Consider the following 19,977-nt stretch of genomic DNA (forward strand, 5'->3'; position numbering starts at 1 on the left):
ATTATCATTTCCTTTCCAGCTATATTAAGAGATTACTTGCTTATTTATAAGTACATTTGAATCTCTTCCTTTTACTCGACGATTCAATAAATACAACGCTACTAGTAGAACAATTGCCGTTACTATCAATCCAACAAATACATTCTGCGTAAGTCCTGCGGAAAGAAAACCAATTCCGGAAGCGGTCGCAATAACTAAAGCATATGGCAATTGGGTTCGAACATGTTCAATATGATCAGCAGCTGCACCAGTTGATGACATGATGGTCGTATCGGAAATCGGTGAACAATGGTCTCCAAATAAGCCACCACTAATTACTGCACCAATCGCTAGAGCTAAATTGATATCCATCGAGGCAGCCATTGGAACAGCTATTGGAATCATAATTGCAAAAACACCCCAAGAACTTCCCGTCGCAAACGCTATCAATGCACCAATGAGAAAAATGATTAATGGAACTAGGAATGCCGGCAAGTAGTTTCCAACAAATTCTGTAATATACGTACCTAATCCCATCGTAGAAGCGATGGAACCAATCGACCAAGCCATGACTAGGATAAGTGGCACAATCATTAGTTTTAAAATACCATTCGTTAATTCATCAAAAAGATAAATTAATGATGTTTTATATCTCAATTTTGCATAGATAATTCCGCCAACTGCACCTGCTATAAATCCACAAATGATGGACAAAACAATATTAGAATTTAAAAAAGCTCCCCGAAATCCGTTCTCTCCAATATTTCCTGTCCAAAAAATAACGGTAAAAATAGTCCCCATCAATAAAACCATTGGAATCAAAAAGCTAAAAATATCCGCTTTTGTATTGGAGACCTTCATCTCTTCTTCAATAGACTCATCTATCATCAGCTTATCGTCTTTCCCATATAGCTCCCCAGTTTCCACCGCCCTCATTTCAGCTTTATACATCGGACCAATATCTAAATTCAAATTCACTACAAATAACACACCAATCATCGCGAACAGACCATATAAATTATAAGGAATCATTTGGATGAACAGTGACCATGGATTATCACTTAGTCCAAGCACTGCAAGTTGCGTGGCAATAAGTCCAGTAATAAAAGGCCCATAACTACTTATCGGTGACATAGCGGCAAGTGGACTTCCCATCGAATCCAAAATATAAGCTAATTTAACACGGGATACTTTTAACTTATCCGCTATAGGACGAGTAACCGTACCTAAGATTAAAACTGGCTCTGTATATGAAAATAGGAAGGAACTACCCCATATAAAGTTTTGCGCTTTCTTGCGCGTATTCACTTTTTTCGTAGCCATTTCGGCAAACGCACGCGCTCCACCCGTAACACGTAGAATATTTACAAACCCTCCTGCCAGCGTAACTAGTAATAACATTCCCGCATTCCAAGGATCAGCGATCGAAGGAATGACAACATCCGTAATCGAATATGTAAAACCAAAGAATGGATTCCAACTGCTAATAATTGTAGAACCTAACCAAACACCAATGAACAATGATAAAATCGTCTGTCTAGTCACGATAGCTATTACAATTGCAAGAACCGGTGGTAATAATGATAATATCCCATACTCCATTTTCTCGTCCCCCTTATGAAACTATTTAATTGATAACGCTTTGAATCAGCTTTTGGATATGATCTTTTGTAAGTAAAACTGCTTTTTCTACATCTCTTGCTTTTACTGCCTCTAAAATTAGTTCATGTTCCACAAGATGATGTGCATCCCTTAACTTAGTTGCAATCTCTGGAAACTTCTCCTCAAGTCTTAACTCTTCATGTATTAAAAGTTTTAATACAGAGTTAAGAAAGCGGTTACAAGAAAGTGTACATAATACTTGGTGAAAATTAATCGGAAGTAATTCAGAATCTTCCCCAATACTCACACACTGTTTATGTTGCTTAACTGATTCCTCTAAAAAACCTATTTCATCATCAGTCGCATTTTCAATGACTGATTTAATAACCTCCGACTCGATGATCACACGTACATTTAGTAAATCAATGATATCTTGCGCATTCTCAGGATCTGTTGCCTTCTTCATTTCAGCTTCAATCTTTAGTCTTTCTACATCACTTTGCATTCCTTCTAATTGCCGTTGTCCTTTTACAGTTAGAATTCTCCCTTGCGAGGATACTAATTCTGTCCATCCGAGCCCATCTAGCTCCTTTAACAATCTACCAACAGATGCCAAACTGATAGAATCACCCAGGTTCTCCATCTTTTCTTTCATAATCCATGAACCAAGTGGCTTTTCTGAATCAGCAAGACACTGTAAAGCGATCAAGTAATGAAAATCCGCTTCATTAGAAAACAACTCTTTACTCATCCTCATAATCACACCTCCTCCTCACTGATGAGTAGCTATTAGAATTATAATTTATCTTTTTAGTAAAAACAATCATTATTTTCTGAATTAACAGTTTTAATAAAAATATTTACCTAGATTTATGTGACCTTCGGATTCAATTTGTTTATCTCATTAATAACGGTTGCGTTAACGAAAATAATGCTGCTTCCCCAACAATTTGGCGAAACTACCGTTAGAAGTGGTTTGAAAAAGATCAATGTTGAAGGCACATTGATCTGGGGTACGATTTATGCTTTTATTTTACTTCCACTTACCACACCATTCGCAAGATTTCTGATAGTCGTATTTCATAAAATTATCAGAAGATAGACAACCGATTTTATAAAAATCAAATTGACATCTAAATAGGGTGCTTTTTTTGCCCCTTCTTAATTGTCTTAGAACCTGGTATTTGTCATTTAGTGAGTATTTTAGGTATTATAAATCTTGTAATAACCCGATATTTCATAATGAGAAATTAAATCATAAAGGCAATTAAATTGTTGAAATTTTTATAGTTTTAGCAAGAAAAAGACTGTAGTGATACTCAAAATCTGAGTATCACTACAGTCTTTTAAAATAATAATTGATTGATCAAGTACTTTCACTTTTCGGTATATAGGCAGATGGAGCAATTGGTTTACCTCTACTAAGTTCAATTTTATTCACAACTAGGAATGTAATAATACTAGCAACACTACCTGCGATAACTGCCATTATCCCGAAAGGATCTTCTAATATTTGCCAGGTTACACCAACTATTGAGCCAACAATAATCGAAGACAAACCTGCATTTTTGGTTACTCGATCAACTAATAATCCTAAAATGAACGCGGCAAATGGACCAGTTGAACGAATAGTAAAAGCAAATACTAATAACGGTATAATTTGTTGACTAAAAAGTGAAATTCCTATAGCAAACACACCTATTAGAATGATAATCAAACGAGATGCTTTTAATTCGGCTTCGCTCGTAACCTTTTTCTTTGATAGGGTAGGGTGAATATCAGTCATGTAAACTGATGCTACTGCTAGTAGATTGCCTGAGGCACTTGATAATGTAGCTGAAATAACCCCTGATAACAAGAGACCTGCAATAATTGGTGGTAATAGCTCTACCGAAACAGTGGCTAATGCACTATTTTCGTTAATATTCGGAAAGCTAGACAATGCAATTAATCCTAAAATTGCTGGTATAAACGCATATATAGTCATTAGACCACCGCAGAGTACAGATCCCCATACAGCCGTTTTTTCATCTTTCGCCGAATAATAACGTTGTACCGCCTCTTGCCCTGTAGAGAAAGTCATAAAATACATCAAGGTTAGACCAATAATTGTTGGCCAACCAATTTTTGTGAAACCTAACTGTTCCTTCGGTAAATTATTTAATACTGTGTCGACACCACCTGCTGCGGAAAATGCAAAAGGTACTGCGATTGCAAATCCTACAACAATTATGAAAAACTGAACAAAATCCGTTAATGTTACACTCCACATACCTCCTAAGAAAGTATAGAAGACAACAATAGTACCTGAAATAAGGATTGCCCAATTTAAACTAAAGCCCGTTAATACATGTACAATTGATGCTGTAGCAGTAATCTGTACAGCTGTTAACGCTGAAGATGCTACAACCGACAAAATACTCGAAATTAGTTGGCTACTTTTACCATAACGTCGACCAATTATTTCTGGAACAGTGGTAGCCAATGCGCGACGCATAAAAGGTGCTACAAAAGAAACTAGAATAATAGCTACACCAGCAGATACAACATACCAACCCGCCGATAGTCCCCATTCTCCGTACGCTTTTGACGCAACACCGACCGAACTACCACCACCAATTTCAGTAGCGGCAAGTGTTCCTGCAAGCATAATTGGCCCTAAACGTCGTCCAGCTAAATGATAATCTTCACTACTCTTAATTTTTGTTTTTGCATAAAAACCAATCCCAATCATCACTAGCATGTAAACTATAATAATTCCCCATATAATACCCATGTAATGCCCCCTTCATCGGAATATTTTTTATTTACTTACTGTCTGTCTAATTTGAGGATAATCCCTAACAATAACAACACCAACAGGTTTTCGGTATGCCTCTTCCCCCTGAACAACTACTTGCCCGTTAACAATAACTGTTTCAATACCAACATTGTGTTGACGCGGCTTTTCAAAAGTTGCTTGATCTATAATTTTATCTGGGTCGAAAATTACGATATCCGCGGCCAGTCGCTCACGGATTATTCCTCGATCTTGTAATCCTATAATACGAGCCGGTTGCGATGTCATACGCCGAATCATTTCTTCAAGAGTCGTTACCTTTTCTTCTCGCACATATTTACCTAAAATTCTAGGGAAGGACCCATATGCACGTGGATGTGGTTCTCCTCCCAACAATCCATCAGAACCTACCGTACCAGCTGGATGTGCCAAAATCATCTTAACCGATTCTTCATTCATAACGAAATCAATCATGCCAACGCTATTTTTCTCATGAACAATTAAATCCAAAGCCACATCTGCCTCATCTTTACCATCAATTTTTGCTATTTCTTCAATAGTTTTACCTATACAGTATTGTTTTTCAGTTGTTTCAACTGATGTGATAATGATGCCACTCCATCCAGCCCATTTTGCAATACTATCCCAGCCTTTAAGAGCTGTAGACATTTCATTTTTAATTTGATCACGTAATTGCAAATCTTCAAGACGTTTTAACATTTCTTCAGTTCCACCATCATGTGCCCATGGCGGTAAAATTGCGCTTAGCATCGTACTACCTGCAATGTATGGATATTGATCGAATGTAACTTCTAATCCTGTATTTCGTGCTTCATCAATTTTCTTTAAAACATCAGCTGTTTTATGCCAATTGTCTTTACCACAATTTTTCAAATGAGAGAAATGCAGATGAGCCCCACATCGTTTCATCATTGCGATTAACTCATCCATAGATTCTAAAATTTCATCGCCTTCACTACGCTGATGAATTACTAGAGGTACGCCGTATTCAGCAATTACTTGACATAATGCTTCAAGCTCTTTCATTTCCGCAAAGCAACAAGGGAGGTAAATTAATCCCGTAGAAAGGCCAACTGCTCCCTCATCTAAAGATCTTCGGAGAACATCTTGCATTCTCTTAATTTCTTCATCGGTAGCTGGGCGATTTGCTAAGCCCATTACCTCCATACGAATATTTCCATGCGGTGCCAAAACCGCTAAATTGTAACTTGGTTTATTTCGTTTAATTTTTTCAATATATTCCCCTACTGTTTGCCAGTCCCAATCAATTGCCGGTGTCCCATCTAATCCAGCTAGATTTTTCTGCCAAGTAGACACGTACTCACGCGGAAGTGGGGCAGCAGCAATTCCATCTTGACCCAATAAATCTGTCGTAATTCCTTGACGTACTTTTGCTTCTATTAATGGCTCTTCTAATATCACTAAATCAGAATGGGTATGCATATCGATAAACCCAGGTGATACTACTAATCCTTTTGCATCGATCTCTTTTTGCGCCTGCACATCAGTTAGTAACCCTATTTTTTCGATTTTCCCTTCTTTAACTGCAATATCGCCGTAATACCAAGGTGATCCTGTACCATCAATAATCTTCCCGTTTCTAATGATTAAATCTACCATTTCCCTACCCCCTATATGTTATAAGTTTGTTAGCGTTTCCATAATTGAAATATAGCCTTCTGTTGCCTTGACAAGTTGTTCAATTTCAATATACTCATCATCAATATGCGCAAGTTTTTCTAAGGATGGGCCAAACCCGATAGTTGGGATATTAGCCTCACCTGCAAAATGGCTACCGTTTGTACAGAACGAGTAGTGTGAAAGCTCTGTCTGAGGAATAATCTTCTTTAAATTTTCAAATGTTTGAGCTATAAAATTTTCATTTGCATCATATAACCAAGCAGGGAAAAAACGTTCTGCTTCAATTGTTTCACCTGTATAGCAAAGTTCACTGCCACTTGAAAAGCTTACTTTTGCATTAAACTGTTCATCTTCTAGTTCTAAACGATCAATGATTTTTTGTATTGGTTCTAACACGGATTCACGTGTTTCATTTACTAATAAACGACGGTCAAATGTCACTCGAGCATGAGAAGGGACAACTGAAGCTCCTGGATATGGTGAAGAAATGAAATCAGTTAACTCCAAGATACCTTTACCTAAAATTGGATGTTCTTCATTCTTTAATTCGTTAATTTCAGCTATTAGTGTGACCATTTTATTTACTGCATTAATCCCTGCATCTGGATTTGAAGAGTGGGCTGATTTTCCAAATGTCTCTACAATTACTTCAGCTCGACCACGTTGACCAATATTTAACTTTAAATTTGTTGCTTCACCAATAACTACATAATTAGGTTGATGCTGTTCACTGACTAACCTTGTTGCTACTCCTTCAAAACATTCTTCATGCACACTACAAGAAATAACAATCTTACCCTTAAAATTTTTCTGGCAATCTTCAGCAAAGTATTTTGCCGCTAAAAGCATAGCGGTGATAGAACCTTTCATATCTGAAGTTCCGCGACCCCAAATCTTTCCGTCTTTCACTATTGCTTCATAAGGGTTAACAGTCCAATTTTCTTCAAATACCGGTACCGTATCAATATGACCATCAAATAGCACTGTTGGACCTGGCTCAACTCCATTTATAACGACCGCAATATTCCCAAATCGATCAACTGTTACTTCATCAAATTTATGCTGATTCGCAAAGTCCTGAATTTTTTTTGCTACTTCTTTTTCCTGTCCAGAAAGACTAGGACTTTGAACTAAGCTCTGGCACAATGCAACAATTTCATCTATACGTAATTGAATCATTTATTTTCCCTCCGATTCTAAGGCATATTTACCTTCCCAAACAATTTGTTTATAACTTTCACTATCTGTATCGCCCTCTGTACTAATTAATAAAATTGAAGACTCTTCGTTTAGTTCCATTTCTTTTAAAATATTTTGATCTTGTTCATATTTTCTTAAGTAATAAAGTAAACCTAATGTGGCAGCACCTGATTCCCCAGAAGTTATTTTAGGATCTTCACCTATCGGGTTTCCATAAATTCTCATTCCTAATGCTGCAAGTTCATCGGTACAAGAAATTGTACCAATTGCATAATTCCTTAATAATTCAAACGCTTTAGTATTTGGTTCACCACAGGCTAAACCAGCCATTAACGTATTCAAACTCCCTGTTATAAATTCTCTCGTCCCTTCTGAAGATATAAAAGACTCATAAAAACAGTTAGCTTTATGTGGTTCAACTATAACAATTTTCGGAGTATTTTCTCCGTACACTTGCAATAAGTATCCTGCAATAGCTGCAGCAAAGGAACCTACTCCAGCTTGTAAAAATACATGAGTAGGAATTTTTTCATCGTTAATTTTTAGTTCATCTACTATTTCTTTTGCAATCGCTGAGTAGCCTTGCATAATCCATAAGGGAATTTTTTCATAACCTTCCCATGCTGTATCTTGTACCATTATCCAATCATTTTTTTCAGCAAGTTGTGCACAAATACGAACTGTTTCGTCATAGTTTACTTCCTGTATTTCAGCTACGGCTCCTTCGTCTCGAATTGCTTTCAAACGTTGCTCGGAGGACCCTTTAGGCATATAAATCACCGATTTATATCCTAATTCGCGTGCAGCCCATGCTACACCTCTACCATGATTACCATCCGTTGCAGATATAAATGTTAAATCACCTAGCTGACTTTTTACTTTATCGGATTTTAATATATCAAAAGATAATTGTTCAATTGGTCGATTTAATTCCTCTGCTATATATTTAGCTATTGAGTAAATTCCACCTAAAACCTTAAATGCATTTAATCCAAAACGTTTAGACTCATCCTTGGCAAAAATTGTGCGAACATTTAATTCTTTAGCTAAGTGATTAAGTTTGTACAGTGGTGTAGATGTAAATGCTTTGTGAGTTTTTTGGAAAGCAAGCACTCTTTCAATTTCCAATTCATTAAAATCTACTAAAATGTTACTATTGTCTTTCTCTTGGTAAAATCGATTTTTTGCCCAAAGGATATTTTTGTTTTGCAATTCCAACCTGACTACCCCTCTCTATTTGTAACTTACAACTACTTCAATTTCGACTAGTGCTCCTTTTGGGATATCAGCAACAGCTACACAACTTCTCACAGGTTTATGCTCTCCAAATTCTCTTGCATAAATTGTATTCATTCCAGAAAAGTCATCCATTGTTTGTAAAAAAACTAATGATTTCACTACTCGATCCAATGTTAATCCTTCACTCTCAAGTAGAGCTCGAATATTATTAAAAATTTGTTCTGTCTGTTCTTCAATTGTTATTCCTACAACTACACCTGTCTCCGGATTTAGTGGTAACATTCCCGAGCAGTATAGAACATCATTTAACTTAATTGCCTGAGAATAGGGACCAACGGCTGCTGGTGCTTTTGATGCGGTAATTATCTTCATATTATCTCCTCCTTTTTATGTATACTTTTAAGAAAGCAAGAAGCGTGCCAAACTAAAATAACCAGTTAAACTCATATGTTTTTATATCTCTATCTTTTATTTCAGTCTCAATTTGATACTTATATTTGTATTTTTTCACTATAAGTACTTGAAAATAAGGATAAAATTAAAAAAGTATCAAATTGATACTAGATATCAATTTGATACTTTTTAATTTTTCGAAATAAAGTAGCTCTACCTATGCCTAATAACTTCGCTGCCTCATCCATATTTAATTGATTCATTTTTATGTATTCAATTGTTTTCTGGATTGTTTCTTTTTCTATTAAATCTAATTGAAATACCATTTGTTGTTTTTCTTTTATAATTACAAAAGATTCATTGTTTAGCTTTCGATTAATAAGATCTTTTGCACTGTCCCAAGTTACAAAATCTTCTCGTACAAAATTAAATAAGTATTCGATAAAATTTTTCAGTTCTCTCACGTTACCAGGCCATGGATATTCATAAATTTTTTGTGTAATTTTTTCATCAAACCCTTTAATACTTTTGTTGAACAATACATTAAATTCGTTTATATAGTAATCGCATAACGTAAAAATATCCTCAGGTCTACTTCTTAATGGAGGTATTAATATTGGAATAACGTTTAAACGATAATAAAGATCTTCTCGAAAAGTCCCTTCTTCAACCATTTTATCTAAAGCCCGATTAGTCGCTGCTATAACTCGAACATTTACTTTAATTGGAGAGGTTCCTCCTACTCGTTCAATTTCATTTTCTTGTAAAACACGCAAAATTTTCACTTGCAGAGCTAGTGGCATTTCCCCAATTTCATCTAAAAAAATGGTCCCTCCATTTGCTGTTTCGAATTTTCCGACTTTACCGATTTTATTAGCTCCTGTAAAAGCACCCTTTTCATAACCAAACAATTCACTTTCTAATAGATTTTCTGGAATTGCACCGCAGTTCACTGCTATAAAAGAATCTCTATTTCTTTCGCTTGCATGATGAATTGCTTTTGCAAATACCTCTTTTCCTGTCCCACTTTCACCTTGTAAAAGAATAGTTGATTTTGATTGCGCTGCTCTTAGTGCAAATTCTTTTACTGCTTCAAGTTGTGAACTTGATCCAATAATACTTCTAAAAACTTTTCTTTTTTCCAATTGAACATTTTCCGCAATCGTTTGAATGGTATCTACGTCTTGTATACTTATTAAAAACTCTTCATTATTAATAGGTCGCTTAGTTACTATCACTTTTGTTTCACGCGGCCTTGTTTGAATGATAAAGGGCTCATTTTCAATTTTGTCCAATTTTATAACCCTTCGTATCCATTTTTCCACGCTACTTGGTAATTCATCTAGTCCATTTAGATTTAATGTTCTCAAAGCATGCTCATTGGCTTGTAAGACCTTAAAATATTTTGTAACTATTAGGACCCCCTGATCCATTAGATTAATAACATGATCTAATTTTTCAGCTTGATTTTTCATTTCTTCTAAAATTCGTCCTTGTTCTAACTTACTTGCTAATAAGTCTGCCAATTTACTTAAAAAAAGTAAAATTCCTTCTATATCTATAAATAACCTTTCTCGTTGTTCTTCTGAAAATGCTATTAAACCAATAAATCCAATGATTTGATTGTTCATAAAAATCGGCGCACTAATTTCTCCTGCTTCCATACAATTTCCATAAAATCCACACGATTTACATATCTTTTCAAAACCCGGATTACGTATAATCATAGATTTCTTAGTCTCATAAACTTCTTTGTATACTAAATTCCCCTCGAGCTTTTTTAATATATTTATTTTTCCTTCTCCTGTACCAGCAATTCTCATATAATTTATATCAGCAATTTCAACCTCTAAATCTAAAACAGCTGCAATCGCTTCTGCAATACTTTGCACGTCTGATTGAATGTCTAATAAGTACAAATAGAATCCTCTCCCTAATGATTGGCAATTAAACAAAAACTACAATAGCTTGAAATTCATATATATGAGTCAATTCCATAAAAGCATATTAAATAGTAAAAGCCGAACAAGGTTGATTTCTACTTAGGCGGACGCGTTCCGCGGGGTGAGCGATGAACCAACACCGCCCCTACGGGTACGCTGTGATGGTTCATCTGTCTCACTGATCCCGCTGGAGTCGCCGCCTTGCGCTCCAATCAACAAAATCCACTTTAAATAAACTCGTAATTTAATATAATTCCATATAAATATTCGTGTTTTAGATTAAAGTAAGCAATTATGAAATTGACTCTCACGTTTTGTCTATTAAATTATTATTTTAATAAAGGAAGAACTGTTTCAAAAAGAAGGTTCTTTTTGAAACAGTCACTTAATAGATATATATACACGTTTTGATGAACTAAATATATTTAACTCTTCACGGTATTTTGCAACAGTACGACGAGAGATTTGGATTTCTTCCTCTCCCAAAATATCAGTAATTTGCTGATCAGAAAGTCGGTTATCAGGATTTTCACTGTCTATTAATTCTTTAATACGGCGTTTAACATAGCTGACTGAATCCATTTTACCTGAATTATTTACAAGTCCTTTAGTAAATAATGATTGTAAAGCATAGGTACCTTGTGGTGTTCGTATATATTTACTTCTAATCGTACGGCTAATTGTAGATTCATGAACGCCAAGAATTATGGAAGCGTCCTTTAAACGCATAGGTTTAATTTCTTGCATTCCCTTTTCAAAAAAATCTTGCTGTTTTTCAAGTAATACTCGAAGTAAGGAATATATCGTTTTATCTCGCTGTTCGATTCCTTGCATTAATAGTAGAGCATCCTTTAGACAGTCTTGATAATACTTTTTAGTTTTAGGGTCAGGATCAGATTCTAGTAAATCTACGTATGTATTACTTATTGAAACAGTTGGTAAATACTTGCGGTTTAACTGAATTATCCATTGTCCGTTTCTTTTTATAACCTCTGCATCAGGCACTATATATTGTATAGGTTTGAACATGTCTTCCAAAATTGGCAAAGGATTTAAATTTTTAATATAATTTAAGATTTCTTGTGTTTCCTTTATAGAAATTCTATATTTCTTACTTAATATTTTCAGTGATAGTGTAGCGATATTTTCAAGCTCGAACTTCACAAAATCCCTGGCAAGTGATGGTGCAGTTAAATCTCGGTCAATCTGGATGAGTAAGTAATCGGTAAAACTTCTTGCACCCACTCCAATTGGTTCAAAAGTTTGAAATAAATCTAAAATATCTTCAACATGCTCAGTTGTTGTTTTAAACTTTTCTGCTACCTCTTCTAACTCAATATCCAAAAATAAACGATCATCTAAGCTACATATTAAATATTTTATAATACTTAGATCTTTTTTAGATAAATTTTGATGCATTGGTATCTGTTCTAATAAATAAGGCTCTAAACTGTCTTTTTGGGCTAACCTTGTTTGTATTGAATCCATTTTTTCACTAAGGTTACTACTTCTATTATTTGAAAAAACGGACGAAAGTTGTAATACATCTTTATAACTTTTTTGGAATTTTGAGTCCTCTACATGTAGGAGAGGATTATCATTTGCTTTTTCGTAAATATACCCTTCCAGCTCCGCACCTGAATAATGTAAAATTTCAAGATGTTGTATTAACTCTGTTGTAAGCGCTATTTTTTGAGTCTGTGAAATATCTAATGAAACGTGCATTATATCCCCCTCCAAATTTTTAATTATCATAACACTATAAAAATATTGATTTATATTAATTTTCTGATTTCATTCTATATATTATCATATTAAGCGAGACCTTCAATATTTATGTGTAAATGAGCTTAAGCTTTTAATATTGGAACTCTATTTGGATTTGGACATTAATTCTAGCTTCAAACGCAATTCTATTAAGTTTTTAAATAGAAAGTTGCTACATAAATCCCCTTTGAAAAACAAAGAACACGCAAACATACTTGTGAATGGTCTTGTAAAAGATAGCAGATTCTCACTGAATTGAACCTTGCACCTAACAAGTATCCAATATTGTTCTTTTTTTACACAGGGACAAGAAAAAAAAAGAAAAAAGCGTAATCCTAATAGGACTACGCTTTCTTCTTTCCCTAAAGAGGGAATACACTCGGAAAATTTGTTAATGTTGCTTAGTTAAACCGTAACTGACAATTTCAATCTTCATCTCGTCAGTGCAGTTAGGTCGTCTGATATGAAACCATCAGACTTTTAGGTGCACTTCCACAAAAAACTTTTCATTCACTTACAGGTAAAATACGTTGGATGGAAACCTAAATATATCGGTTCCCGACGAGAGTACCTTTCGTCAGTAAAGCAAATTTTCCGCCAAGGCTGTGCAAATCATCCATTGAAGTCTCTTGTAAACTCATAGTTTACCAGTCCCTTCCTACGGTAGTTCCGCCTTGTATTATTTATATACCCCGCTTAAAAATGATTAAACATCTTTTATTATTTTTTTTCAAACTTTTTTATGTGAGTTTTTTCTTACACATGGAATACTTCTACAAGGAATCGTTTAATTTTGGTAACAATACCTCTATACTAGTCCCGATATTTACTTGACTTGTAATTTTTATAGAGCCTTTGTGCGCTTCTATTATACTATGGCTGACAGTCATTCCTAAACCAATTCCTTTTTCTTTTAAGCTATAGAAAGGATCACCAATGTGTTGTAAATGGCTCTCTTCCATTCCGCAGCCATTATCCTCAATCTTAATGCCAATATAGTTTTCATCCTTCTCATATATAGAGATGTTGATTTCCCCATTTGTTGTAATTGCCTCTAAAGCGTTTTTCAATATATTTATAAACACTTGTTTCAATTTACTTTCATTGCAGTATGTATGAAATTGATCAAGGTCATTTACGTTTATTTTCGTTTGTTGTTTGGATGCTTCTATTGAAAACAATTGAACGACTTCTCTCACAATTTTATTAATGTTATTATTTTCAAGCAACATGTCTGTTGGTTTTGCAATCATTAATAGTTCATTCACAATGCTATTAATTCGATCAATTTCAGTTACTAACAGGTTAATATGCTCATCCAGTTTAATCGTTTTCTCTTGTCCCATTTGCAAATACCCTTTAATAATTGCAAGAGGATTTCGTATTTCATGGGCAATACCTGCCGATAGTTCGCCTAAAGCAGACATCTTTTCGGATTGTATTAACTTGCGCTCTGCTTCTTTTAAAGCGGTTATTTCTCTCCCAATAACGACTAATCCTTTTCTGGAACCATCATTATTAAAAATAGGCACTTTAAATGCATCGAAAATTTTATTGGAACCATTCCTCAATGGAATTATTTCTTCGCATCGACTAACCTTTCCAACCTTCCACGCCTCTTCGTCTGTTTCTATACAATAAATCAAAGCATCGTGATAAAAATCTGTATATTCTGCCATTTCTTTATCTGTTTTTCCTTTATAATCGATGCCTTCAAGCTCGAATAGCTGAGCACCAAATTTGTTTATTTGAAGCCACTTACCTTCCCCATCTTTAAATGAAACAAAGTCGGGCATCGTATCAATTAAAAAAGAAAGTTTCTCTTTTTCTTCTTCAATTTGTTTGGAATCCCTTAATTTATTTATTAAAACAAATAAAAGAATAGCTGTAAGGAAAACGAACAAAAAACCTTTAATTGTATCAAAAAATAGAATCTGTTCATCAGAGAGATTAAAAACAGCGAGGAAATAATCAGTACCAATAATCCAAACAGGGCCTATTATTACATACAAAAAAGGTACTATCCGGAAAAAGTCAGTGTTTTTATTCATTTTTTTGTCCCCTTATTGCGATTGATAAGCTAAGTATGTTTAGTTATATTGTCACATATATAACAAGATTCAGCAATATATTCCAGGTCACAAATGCCATTCAAAAATTTGATCTATAAATATTTGAGAGAATTGAGCTAAAAACCAGAGAGACACCCCTTTCCATCATTAATATTGAAATTAGAAATAATTGTTAGAGAGATTTTTAGTGAAACACAGGAATAACTAAAAAAGCATCCGAAATTTTCAACCTTCGGATGCTTCTTCTATTTTGACTTTTAGTATCGTTTATTCCAGAGGAACGCTAATGAGCACTATTTGATGAATACCGTTTTGACACTCGCATTCCATTCCACTTGTTTATCAAGTGGCTCTGTTACAAGCTGTAGTGGAATCATAGTTTGACCGTTTACAATTTTCGGGGCTGTTTTAAGAGAAATGTTTTTTCCATTCACATTAGCTGTCTTCGAATTGAGCGTCATTTTCACTATAGATTTGTTGACAGTCAATGTGATAACATTTCCTTTTTTCTCAATTTTAGTAGAAGCATTAAGTTTTTCATAAACTGCTCTTAATGGGACAAGCACTTCTTTGTTTACTATTTTTGGTGGCTGAGTTAGCGCTAGCCATTCCCCACCTATTATGATATTTATGTCTCCTAAATCGGGAACAAACGAGTCAAATGAGATTCCTTCTCCAAAATATTCGGTACGTAGATTTGAAATGGTCTTTAAGGTAATCTCCCGTTGTTCAATGATCCCATTTACTGTTTTGGACTTTTGGGCTAAAATTTCATTGTTTGTGGTATTAAATGTCTGGTTAATGTCTTTATTTGCTTTGTTAATAATTTTTTGGATATTTCCCTTTTCTTCTTTCATGCTTGCATTCCACTGCTTAAGTGCCTCTTTTTGGGTCAAGCTACCTCGTTTGAATTTGAACATAACACTCCCTAAGGAATCTTCATTGCTATTACTCTTAAGTTTTGTCATTGGACTGCCGAGCGAATATTCATTGACTGCATTTTTATATTTGGTCATAGGGCTACCTAACGAATATTGATTTACCGCATTTTTATAATGCATCATCGGGCTTCCCAGCGAATTTTCATTGATAGAGATTTTGTATTTTGTCATGAGACTTCCTAAGCTATTCGGGTTGACCATTTGTGCATATTTGTACATAGCACTGCCTAAAGAAGTTGGGCTAACCTCACTTCTGTATGCTCTCAACTGTGAAACGTATGCCTTATTATCACTATATTGTGCCTCTAAGCGTTTAAGGTCCTCATTAAGCAACTCTTCCAGATTTGTAAGATCTTTAACGGTTTGGTTAACAAATGTATTTAAAGATGTCTGTTCTTTATCTCTATAATTTTCATAGGATTTTACAGTCTTTTGACGATACGACTCATAAGCAGTTGTTGTCTTTGTTTCATACATCTCATATTCTTTTTGCACCTGATTTAAAACTGACTTACTTGCTGCGGATGCATTCCCTACTATTCCTAAAACTAGTAACCAGGTTAGGGCAATACATAAGAGCTTACGTGTAATTTTCATAGGTTTTCCCCTCTCAATTATTGGAACTATTTACAATTAATCTTAGACGATATGGAACCATTTCCCAATATGCTAGAGTATCCATTTGGCACATTGTTTTTTCAGACTATTTTGATGTTTTTAAATGGTAATTAATAGGTAAAAAGGAATGCAAAAGGTTCGGGTTCTAGTTGAGTTCTTCGAGATGCTGGTAAACAAGAAGTATCCATTATTATTCTGCTTTTTTACACTGGCCCCCAAAAAAACGGTCAAAAAGACGCCCGGTCCTTTAAGTTCAAAACCTGTTTCTACCCTTCATTAGATTCCCGTGACCCCAGTGTTCACGGGATTTTTTATATAATATCTTTCAAAAAAAGGCAAGAAAAAAGCGTAATCCTTATAGGACTACGCTTCCTTCTTTCCCTAAAGGGGGAATACACTCGGAAAATTTGTTATGTTGCTTAGTTAAACCGTAACTGACAATTTCAATCTTCATCTCGTCAGTGCAGTTAGGTCGTCTGATATGAAACAATCAGACATTTAGGTGCACTTCCACAAAAAACTTTTCTTTCACTTACAGGTAAAACACGTTGGATGGAAACCTAAATATATCGGTTCCCGACGAGAGTACCTTTCGTCAGTAAAGCAAATTTTCCGCCAAGGCTGTGCAAATCATCCATTGGAGTCTCTTGTAAACGCATCGTTTACCAGTCCCTTCCTACGGTAGTTCCGCCTTGTACTATTTATATACCCCGCTTAAAAATGATTAAACATCTTATATTAAATTTGTTCAAGCTTTTTAATGTAAGTTTTGAAAGTGTTTGATCCATCTTACTCCTGTTGTATTATTTCTTATTATTTGTAACTGTATCAATTTCATAATAGAAATCTAATCTGAAAACCCAAACGAGGTTGTTTTCCGCAGGCATGACTTCAGCCGCTTCTCTCGCTTTGCTCAGTCCAGGGCCATCAGCTCATGCTATTCCCTCAGGAGTCAACGCCTTGCACTTCACTCAACGCGTGTAGTGTATCACAATAACGAACATTAAAAAATACATATAATCATTCGTCTTTCTAGTTGAAATAAGGAATCATGAATTTGACTCAATTGAATTCGAAAATTGTTTTATCGCTGTTCCTTATTAAGGAGGAATAGATTGAAACAATGATATAGTAATGTTAACAACATTGTTTCACAGAATAAAAAACATAATTGAAATTGGAGGTTATCATATATGAATTTTCATCAAGCAACTATAAACGATCTTGATTCCCTAACGGAACTTTTCGACTTTTACAGGCTATTTTATAAACAAGCATCGGATCTTATAGGTGCAAAGAAGTTTTTGGAAGAAAGATTTCAAAAAAATGAGTCCGTCATTTTTATAGCCTACGATAATGGAGAACCTGTTGGCTTTACTCAGCTATTTCCATCATTTTCATCCGTTAGTATGCAAAAGTCATGGGTTTTAAATGATTTGTATGTGAAAGAAACTGCTCGGAGAAAAGGAGTCGCTAAAGAGTTAATAAATAAAGCGATTGGCTTGGCTGAAGAAACTAAGGCAAAAGGAATTTTATTAGAAACAGGGAAGGAAAACGTAAATGCCCAAAAACTTTACGAAACGATTGGCTTTACAAAAGACTCCAGTTACTATTACTATTATTCTCTTTAATTCTATTAATTTGCCATCTGTCTAAGAAGTTAGGCTTGACGCTATGAAAATTATTAAAGGTAGAGCCAAATAACTTCACTCTTTCAGTGGGGGTTATTTGGTGTTTTCTTATTTAATAGGGAATTGTAGCCTATTATGAAAAAAGTGCAGAATTATTTCTCACACATGGACGTATTTAACTTTACTTTCTTGATTCATACGCTAATTTGATATACGGTTCTATTTGACTAAATCTCTCTACCCATTCAAGTCTGATATATGTTTCATGGGGGTATTTGATATATTCATAATCCTGTCTCGGATACTTAATCCCGAGTTCATTATCGATTTTGTTTTGTGTTTCCAATCCTAAACTTAAGTCCTTCTTTCCTATATGTAAGATTAAACATCGTTGTCTCGCAGTTGTTAAAGTAGCAAACTTGCTTTTCCCTACCTTTTTATAGCCTATCCCATCACTCGTACCAGCATCAGTAATAGCAAATTCTTTATTATTCCATATATACGCATCAATAGCTCTTGCTAGTTCTCTCGCTTTTAACTTCTCAAATCTTAAAAAGAAATATTCTTTAGACTTCTGCTTGTCTCCAATACAGTTAATAATGCAGAATTGCTCAAACTGCCTCATCAAAAAACAACTTATTAGATCTTGTTTAGCTTCGAAATGCTTGTATTGCTCCATAAAAAAGCTTCGAATTTCTTTCCATGTTAAGATAAATGGTTTATCAATGATCATCTGACCATTTGCAAAATTACTTTTATGCCTTTCCAATTGTTCCAGTTCTAAGTAAGTATTATAACCAATTTTGTTTTCTATTAATAGCGAAATTTCATTGGAAATGATAGCTCCATCAGGTATTCCATATTTCCTAGGCTTTCCAGGTACAATTTTTTTACTTTCGGCAATACCAACTATTGCAGCGATAGGTGTTAGTTTGGAAAGTGGAGAACTCACTTGATATCGATATTCATAGTTTTCCATAGAAACGTTATTTGAATCCAATAATTTTATAAATGCTAAGGTCAATTCAGGAGAAGAATGCTGTAAAACATTTATAAAAGCTTTTGTTACATTATTTTCAACCTGTAAAATATTTGTTTCCTCTGAACTATTTTTCGTTTGTCCTCTATAGTAATGAAAAATATTTTCGTAGATAGACACGCTCACACCCCACTTCTTTCTTATACATATTCCTAGTTAAGAAATAGTATTTAGAACTAATTATTTTCAAGGTGATTAAACCAAAAGTGCTCACTGGCCGTCGAATAAAAATGCAGCAGAAGGGTTCAATTTTGACCGCAATAATTGCTTTTTAATAGTGAACTGTCAGAATATCGAAGAATTGTTTCTAACACAGAGATCCATTTTTCCTTTTCATAGTATAATAGGTTCTAAATAAAATAAATTTCAAAATCCTATTATTAATACAAGAAGAGATGGTAAATTGAGATTTTTTTCTAGAAAAATCAATCTCATTTCATTCAAAAATTTTGAGGAAGAAGATGAAGCCGAACAGTTGGCTAATAATTGTTCGGTAACTTGGCCCAGACAAGAAAAGCATAAAATGCTGTAGCTTTGTAATAAAGATTGATTAAAATCATCTCTCCTCTGTATATTTCATAGAGGTTAGATGATTTTTTATTGGATATTTTTGTTAATGTAATTGTAAAGATTGTGAAGAAATGTACTTAAACTAACGTACGCAGTTTAGTTCAATAAGCAATATAGATTTTCACTTATTATAAATGGAAAATTTATATAAAATTGGAACATCTATTTGTTTCAAACGTATTAAAGTAAAGCAGAAGATTGAAAGGAAAGTAATTCATAAAAAAGGAGGTATAGAAGATGGACTTATTACTCTGGATAACTACTGGTTTCATGCTAATCGGATTTGTTGTTCTCGTTTCTATGAAAAAAGGTATGGAAAGAAAGGTCGCTTTTATAAAAGCAAATGTGGAAGACGAGGAAAATTTATCAAAAGCTAAATCTGTAATTTGGTGGATATGTGGTGCCACTGCTTGGGGAGTAGGGGCTATATCTCTTGTTGGTTGGTGGTTTCATGGATAACTGTCGGTTTCGAATGTACTTAAAGTAACGGGTGCTTTACTTGAAGAAGGAGTAAAACCATTTTTTTATTGAACTAAAGCGGC

Annotated in this window: 14 protein-coding genes; 2 read left to right on the forward strand and 12 right to left on the reverse strand. The window is 34.5% G+C overall.

All coding sequences use genetic code 11. The annotated features are described in order from the left end of the window. Positions 1-24: 24 nt before the first annotated feature. The 11 genes from MKY37_RS05860 to MKY37_RS05910 all read right to left on the reverse strand — a co-directional run bounded on the left by MKY37_RS05860 (position 25) and on the right by MKY37_RS05910 (position 16,174). Complete coding sequence (locus MKY37_RS05860; protein ID WP_340774808.1) at positions 25-1,581, reverse strand: Na+/H+ antiporter NhaC family protein; 1,557 nt, start codon at positions 1,579-1,581, stop codon at positions 25-27. A 25-nt stretch (positions 1,582-1,606) separates the two neighbouring features. Then, positions 1,607-2,338, reverse strand: coding sequence for an FCD domain-containing protein (locus tag MKY37_RS05865; RefSeq protein ID WP_340774810.1), 732 nt, complete (start codon positions 2,336-2,338; stop codon positions 1,607-1,609). A gap of 609 nt (positions 2,339-2,947) precedes the next feature. Then, positions 2,948-4,357 carry a sodium:solute symporter family transporter gene (locus MKY37_RS05870; RefSeq protein ID WP_340774812.1) on the reverse strand — a complete coding sequence of 470 codons (1,410 nt, stop codon included), beginning with the start codon at positions 4,355-4,357 and terminating at the stop codon, positions 2,948-2,950. 27 nt (positions 4,358-4,384) lie between these two features. After that, complete coding sequence (locus tag MKY37_RS05875) at positions 4,385-6,001, reverse strand: N-acyl-D-amino-acid deacylase family protein (RefSeq protein WP_340774815.1); 1,617 nt, start codon at positions 5,999-6,001, stop codon at positions 4,385-4,387. Between the two features lie 18 nt (positions 6,002-6,019). Further along, entirely contained in the window at positions 6,020-7,201 is a 1,182-nt protein-coding gene (locus tag MKY37_RS05880; RefSeq protein ID WP_340774818.1) for a YgeY family selenium metabolism-linked hydrolase, read from the reverse strand. Beyond that, on the reverse strand, positions 7,202-8,440 hold the full coding sequence (gene dpaL, locus MKY37_RS05885; protein WP_340774820.1) for a diaminopropionate ammonia-lyase: 1,239 nt from the start codon (positions 8,438-8,440) through the stop codon (positions 7,202-7,204). Between the two features lie 15 nt (positions 8,441-8,455). Next, positions 8,456-8,833, reverse strand: a complete 378-nt coding sequence (locus MKY37_RS05890) for a Rid family detoxifying hydrolase (RefSeq protein ID WP_340774823.1) — start codon at positions 8,831-8,833, stop codon at positions 8,456-8,458. A 188-nt stretch (positions 8,834-9,021) separates the two neighbouring features. Then, entirely contained in the window at positions 9,022-10,773 is a 1,752-nt protein-coding gene (locus tag MKY37_RS05895; RefSeq protein WP_340774825.1) for a sigma-54 interaction domain-containing protein, read from the reverse strand. A 405-nt stretch (positions 10,774-11,178) separates the two neighbouring features. Beyond that, complete coding sequence (rpoN, locus tag MKY37_RS05900; protein WP_340774827.1) at positions 11,179-12,522, reverse strand: RNA polymerase factor sigma-54; 1,344 nt, start codon at positions 12,520-12,522, stop codon at positions 11,179-11,181. An 815-nt stretch (positions 12,523-13,337) separates the two neighbouring features. Beyond that, a complete protein-coding gene (locus tag MKY37_RS05905) occupies positions 13,338-14,615 on the reverse strand; it encodes an ATP-binding protein (RefSeq protein WP_340774830.1) in 1,278 nt (425 codons plus the stop codon). A 314-nt stretch (positions 14,616-14,929) separates the two neighbouring features. After that, on the reverse strand, positions 14,930-16,174 hold the full coding sequence (locus MKY37_RS05910) for a copper amine oxidase N-terminal domain-containing protein (RefSeq protein ID WP_340774834.1): 1,245 nt from the start codon (positions 16,172-16,174) through the stop codon (positions 14,930-14,932). 1,214 nt (positions 16,175-17,388) lie between these two features. On the opposite strand from MKY37_RS05910, the gene MKY37_RS05915 reads away from it, so the two are divergent. Next, entirely contained in the window at positions 17,389-17,826 is a 438-nt protein-coding gene (locus tag MKY37_RS05915) for a GNAT family N-acetyltransferase (RefSeq protein ID WP_340774836.1), read from the forward strand. 181 nt (positions 17,827-18,007) lie between these two features. Here the strand turns inward: MKY37_RS05915 and MKY37_RS05920 are convergent, their stop codons facing one another. Next, positions 18,008-18,985, reverse strand: coding sequence for a hypothetical protein (locus MKY37_RS05920; RefSeq protein WP_340774837.1), 978 nt, complete (start codon positions 18,983-18,985; stop codon positions 18,008-18,010). Positions 18,986-19,672: 687 nt separating this feature from the next. Between MKY37_RS05920 and MKY37_RS05925 the strand changes: the two genes are divergently transcribed. Continuing rightward, on the forward strand, positions 19,673-19,894 hold the full coding sequence (locus tag MKY37_RS05925; RefSeq protein WP_241600675.1) for a hypothetical protein: 222 nt from the start codon (positions 19,673-19,675) through the stop codon (positions 19,892-19,894). Positions 19,895-19,977: the final 83 nt, after the last annotated feature.

It is taken from the genome of Psychrobacillus sp. FSL K6-2836 (assembly GCF_038003085.1).
Taxonomy (GTDB): domain Bacteria; phylum Bacillota; class Bacilli; order Bacillales_A; family Planococcaceae; genus Psychrobacillus.

Bases quoted from the DNA above. Each gene is read 5' to 3' on its own strand.
- MKY37_RS05860 (WP_340774808.1), bottom strand. From the start codon at position 1,581: ATGGAGTATGGGATATTATCATTATTACCACCGGTTCTTGCAATTGTA.
- MKY37_RS05865 (WP_340774810.1), bottom strand. From the start codon at position 2,338: ATGAGGATGAGTAAAGAGTTGTTTTCTAATGAAGCGGATTTTCATTAC.
- MKY37_RS05870 (WP_340774812.1), bottom strand. From the start codon at position 4,357: ATGGGTATTATATGGGGAATTATTATAGTTTACATGCTAGTGATGATT.
- MKY37_RS05875 (WP_340774815.1), bottom strand. From the start codon at position 6,001: ATGGTAGATTTAATCATTAGAAACGGGAAGATTATTGATGGTACAGGA.
- MKY37_RS05880 (WP_340774818.1), bottom strand. From the start codon at position 7,201: ATGATTCAATTACGTATAGATGAAATTGTTGCATTGTGCCAGAGCTTA.
- MKY37_RS05890 (WP_340774823.1), bottom strand. From the start codon at position 8,833: ATGAAGATAATTACCGCATCAAAAGCACCAGCAGCCGTTGGTCCCTAT.
- rpoN (WP_340774827.1), bottom strand. From the start codon at position 12,522: ATGCACGTTTCATTAGATATTTCACAGACTCAAAAAATAGCGCTTACA.
- MKY37_RS05905 (WP_340774830.1), bottom strand. From the start codon at position 14,615: ATGAATAAAAACACTGACTTTTTCCGGATAGTACCTTTTTTGTATGTA.
- MKY37_RS05910 (WP_340774834.1), bottom strand. From the start codon at position 16,174: ATGAAAATTACACGTAAGCTCTTATGTATTGCCCTAACCTGGTTACTA.
- MKY37_RS05915 (WP_340774836.1), top strand. From the start codon at position 17,389: ATGAATTTTCATCAAGCAACTATAAACGATCTTGATTCCCTAACGGAA.
- MKY37_RS05925 (WP_241600675.1), top strand. From the start codon at position 19,673: ATGGACTTATTACTCTGGATAACTACTGGTTTCATGCTAATCGGATTT.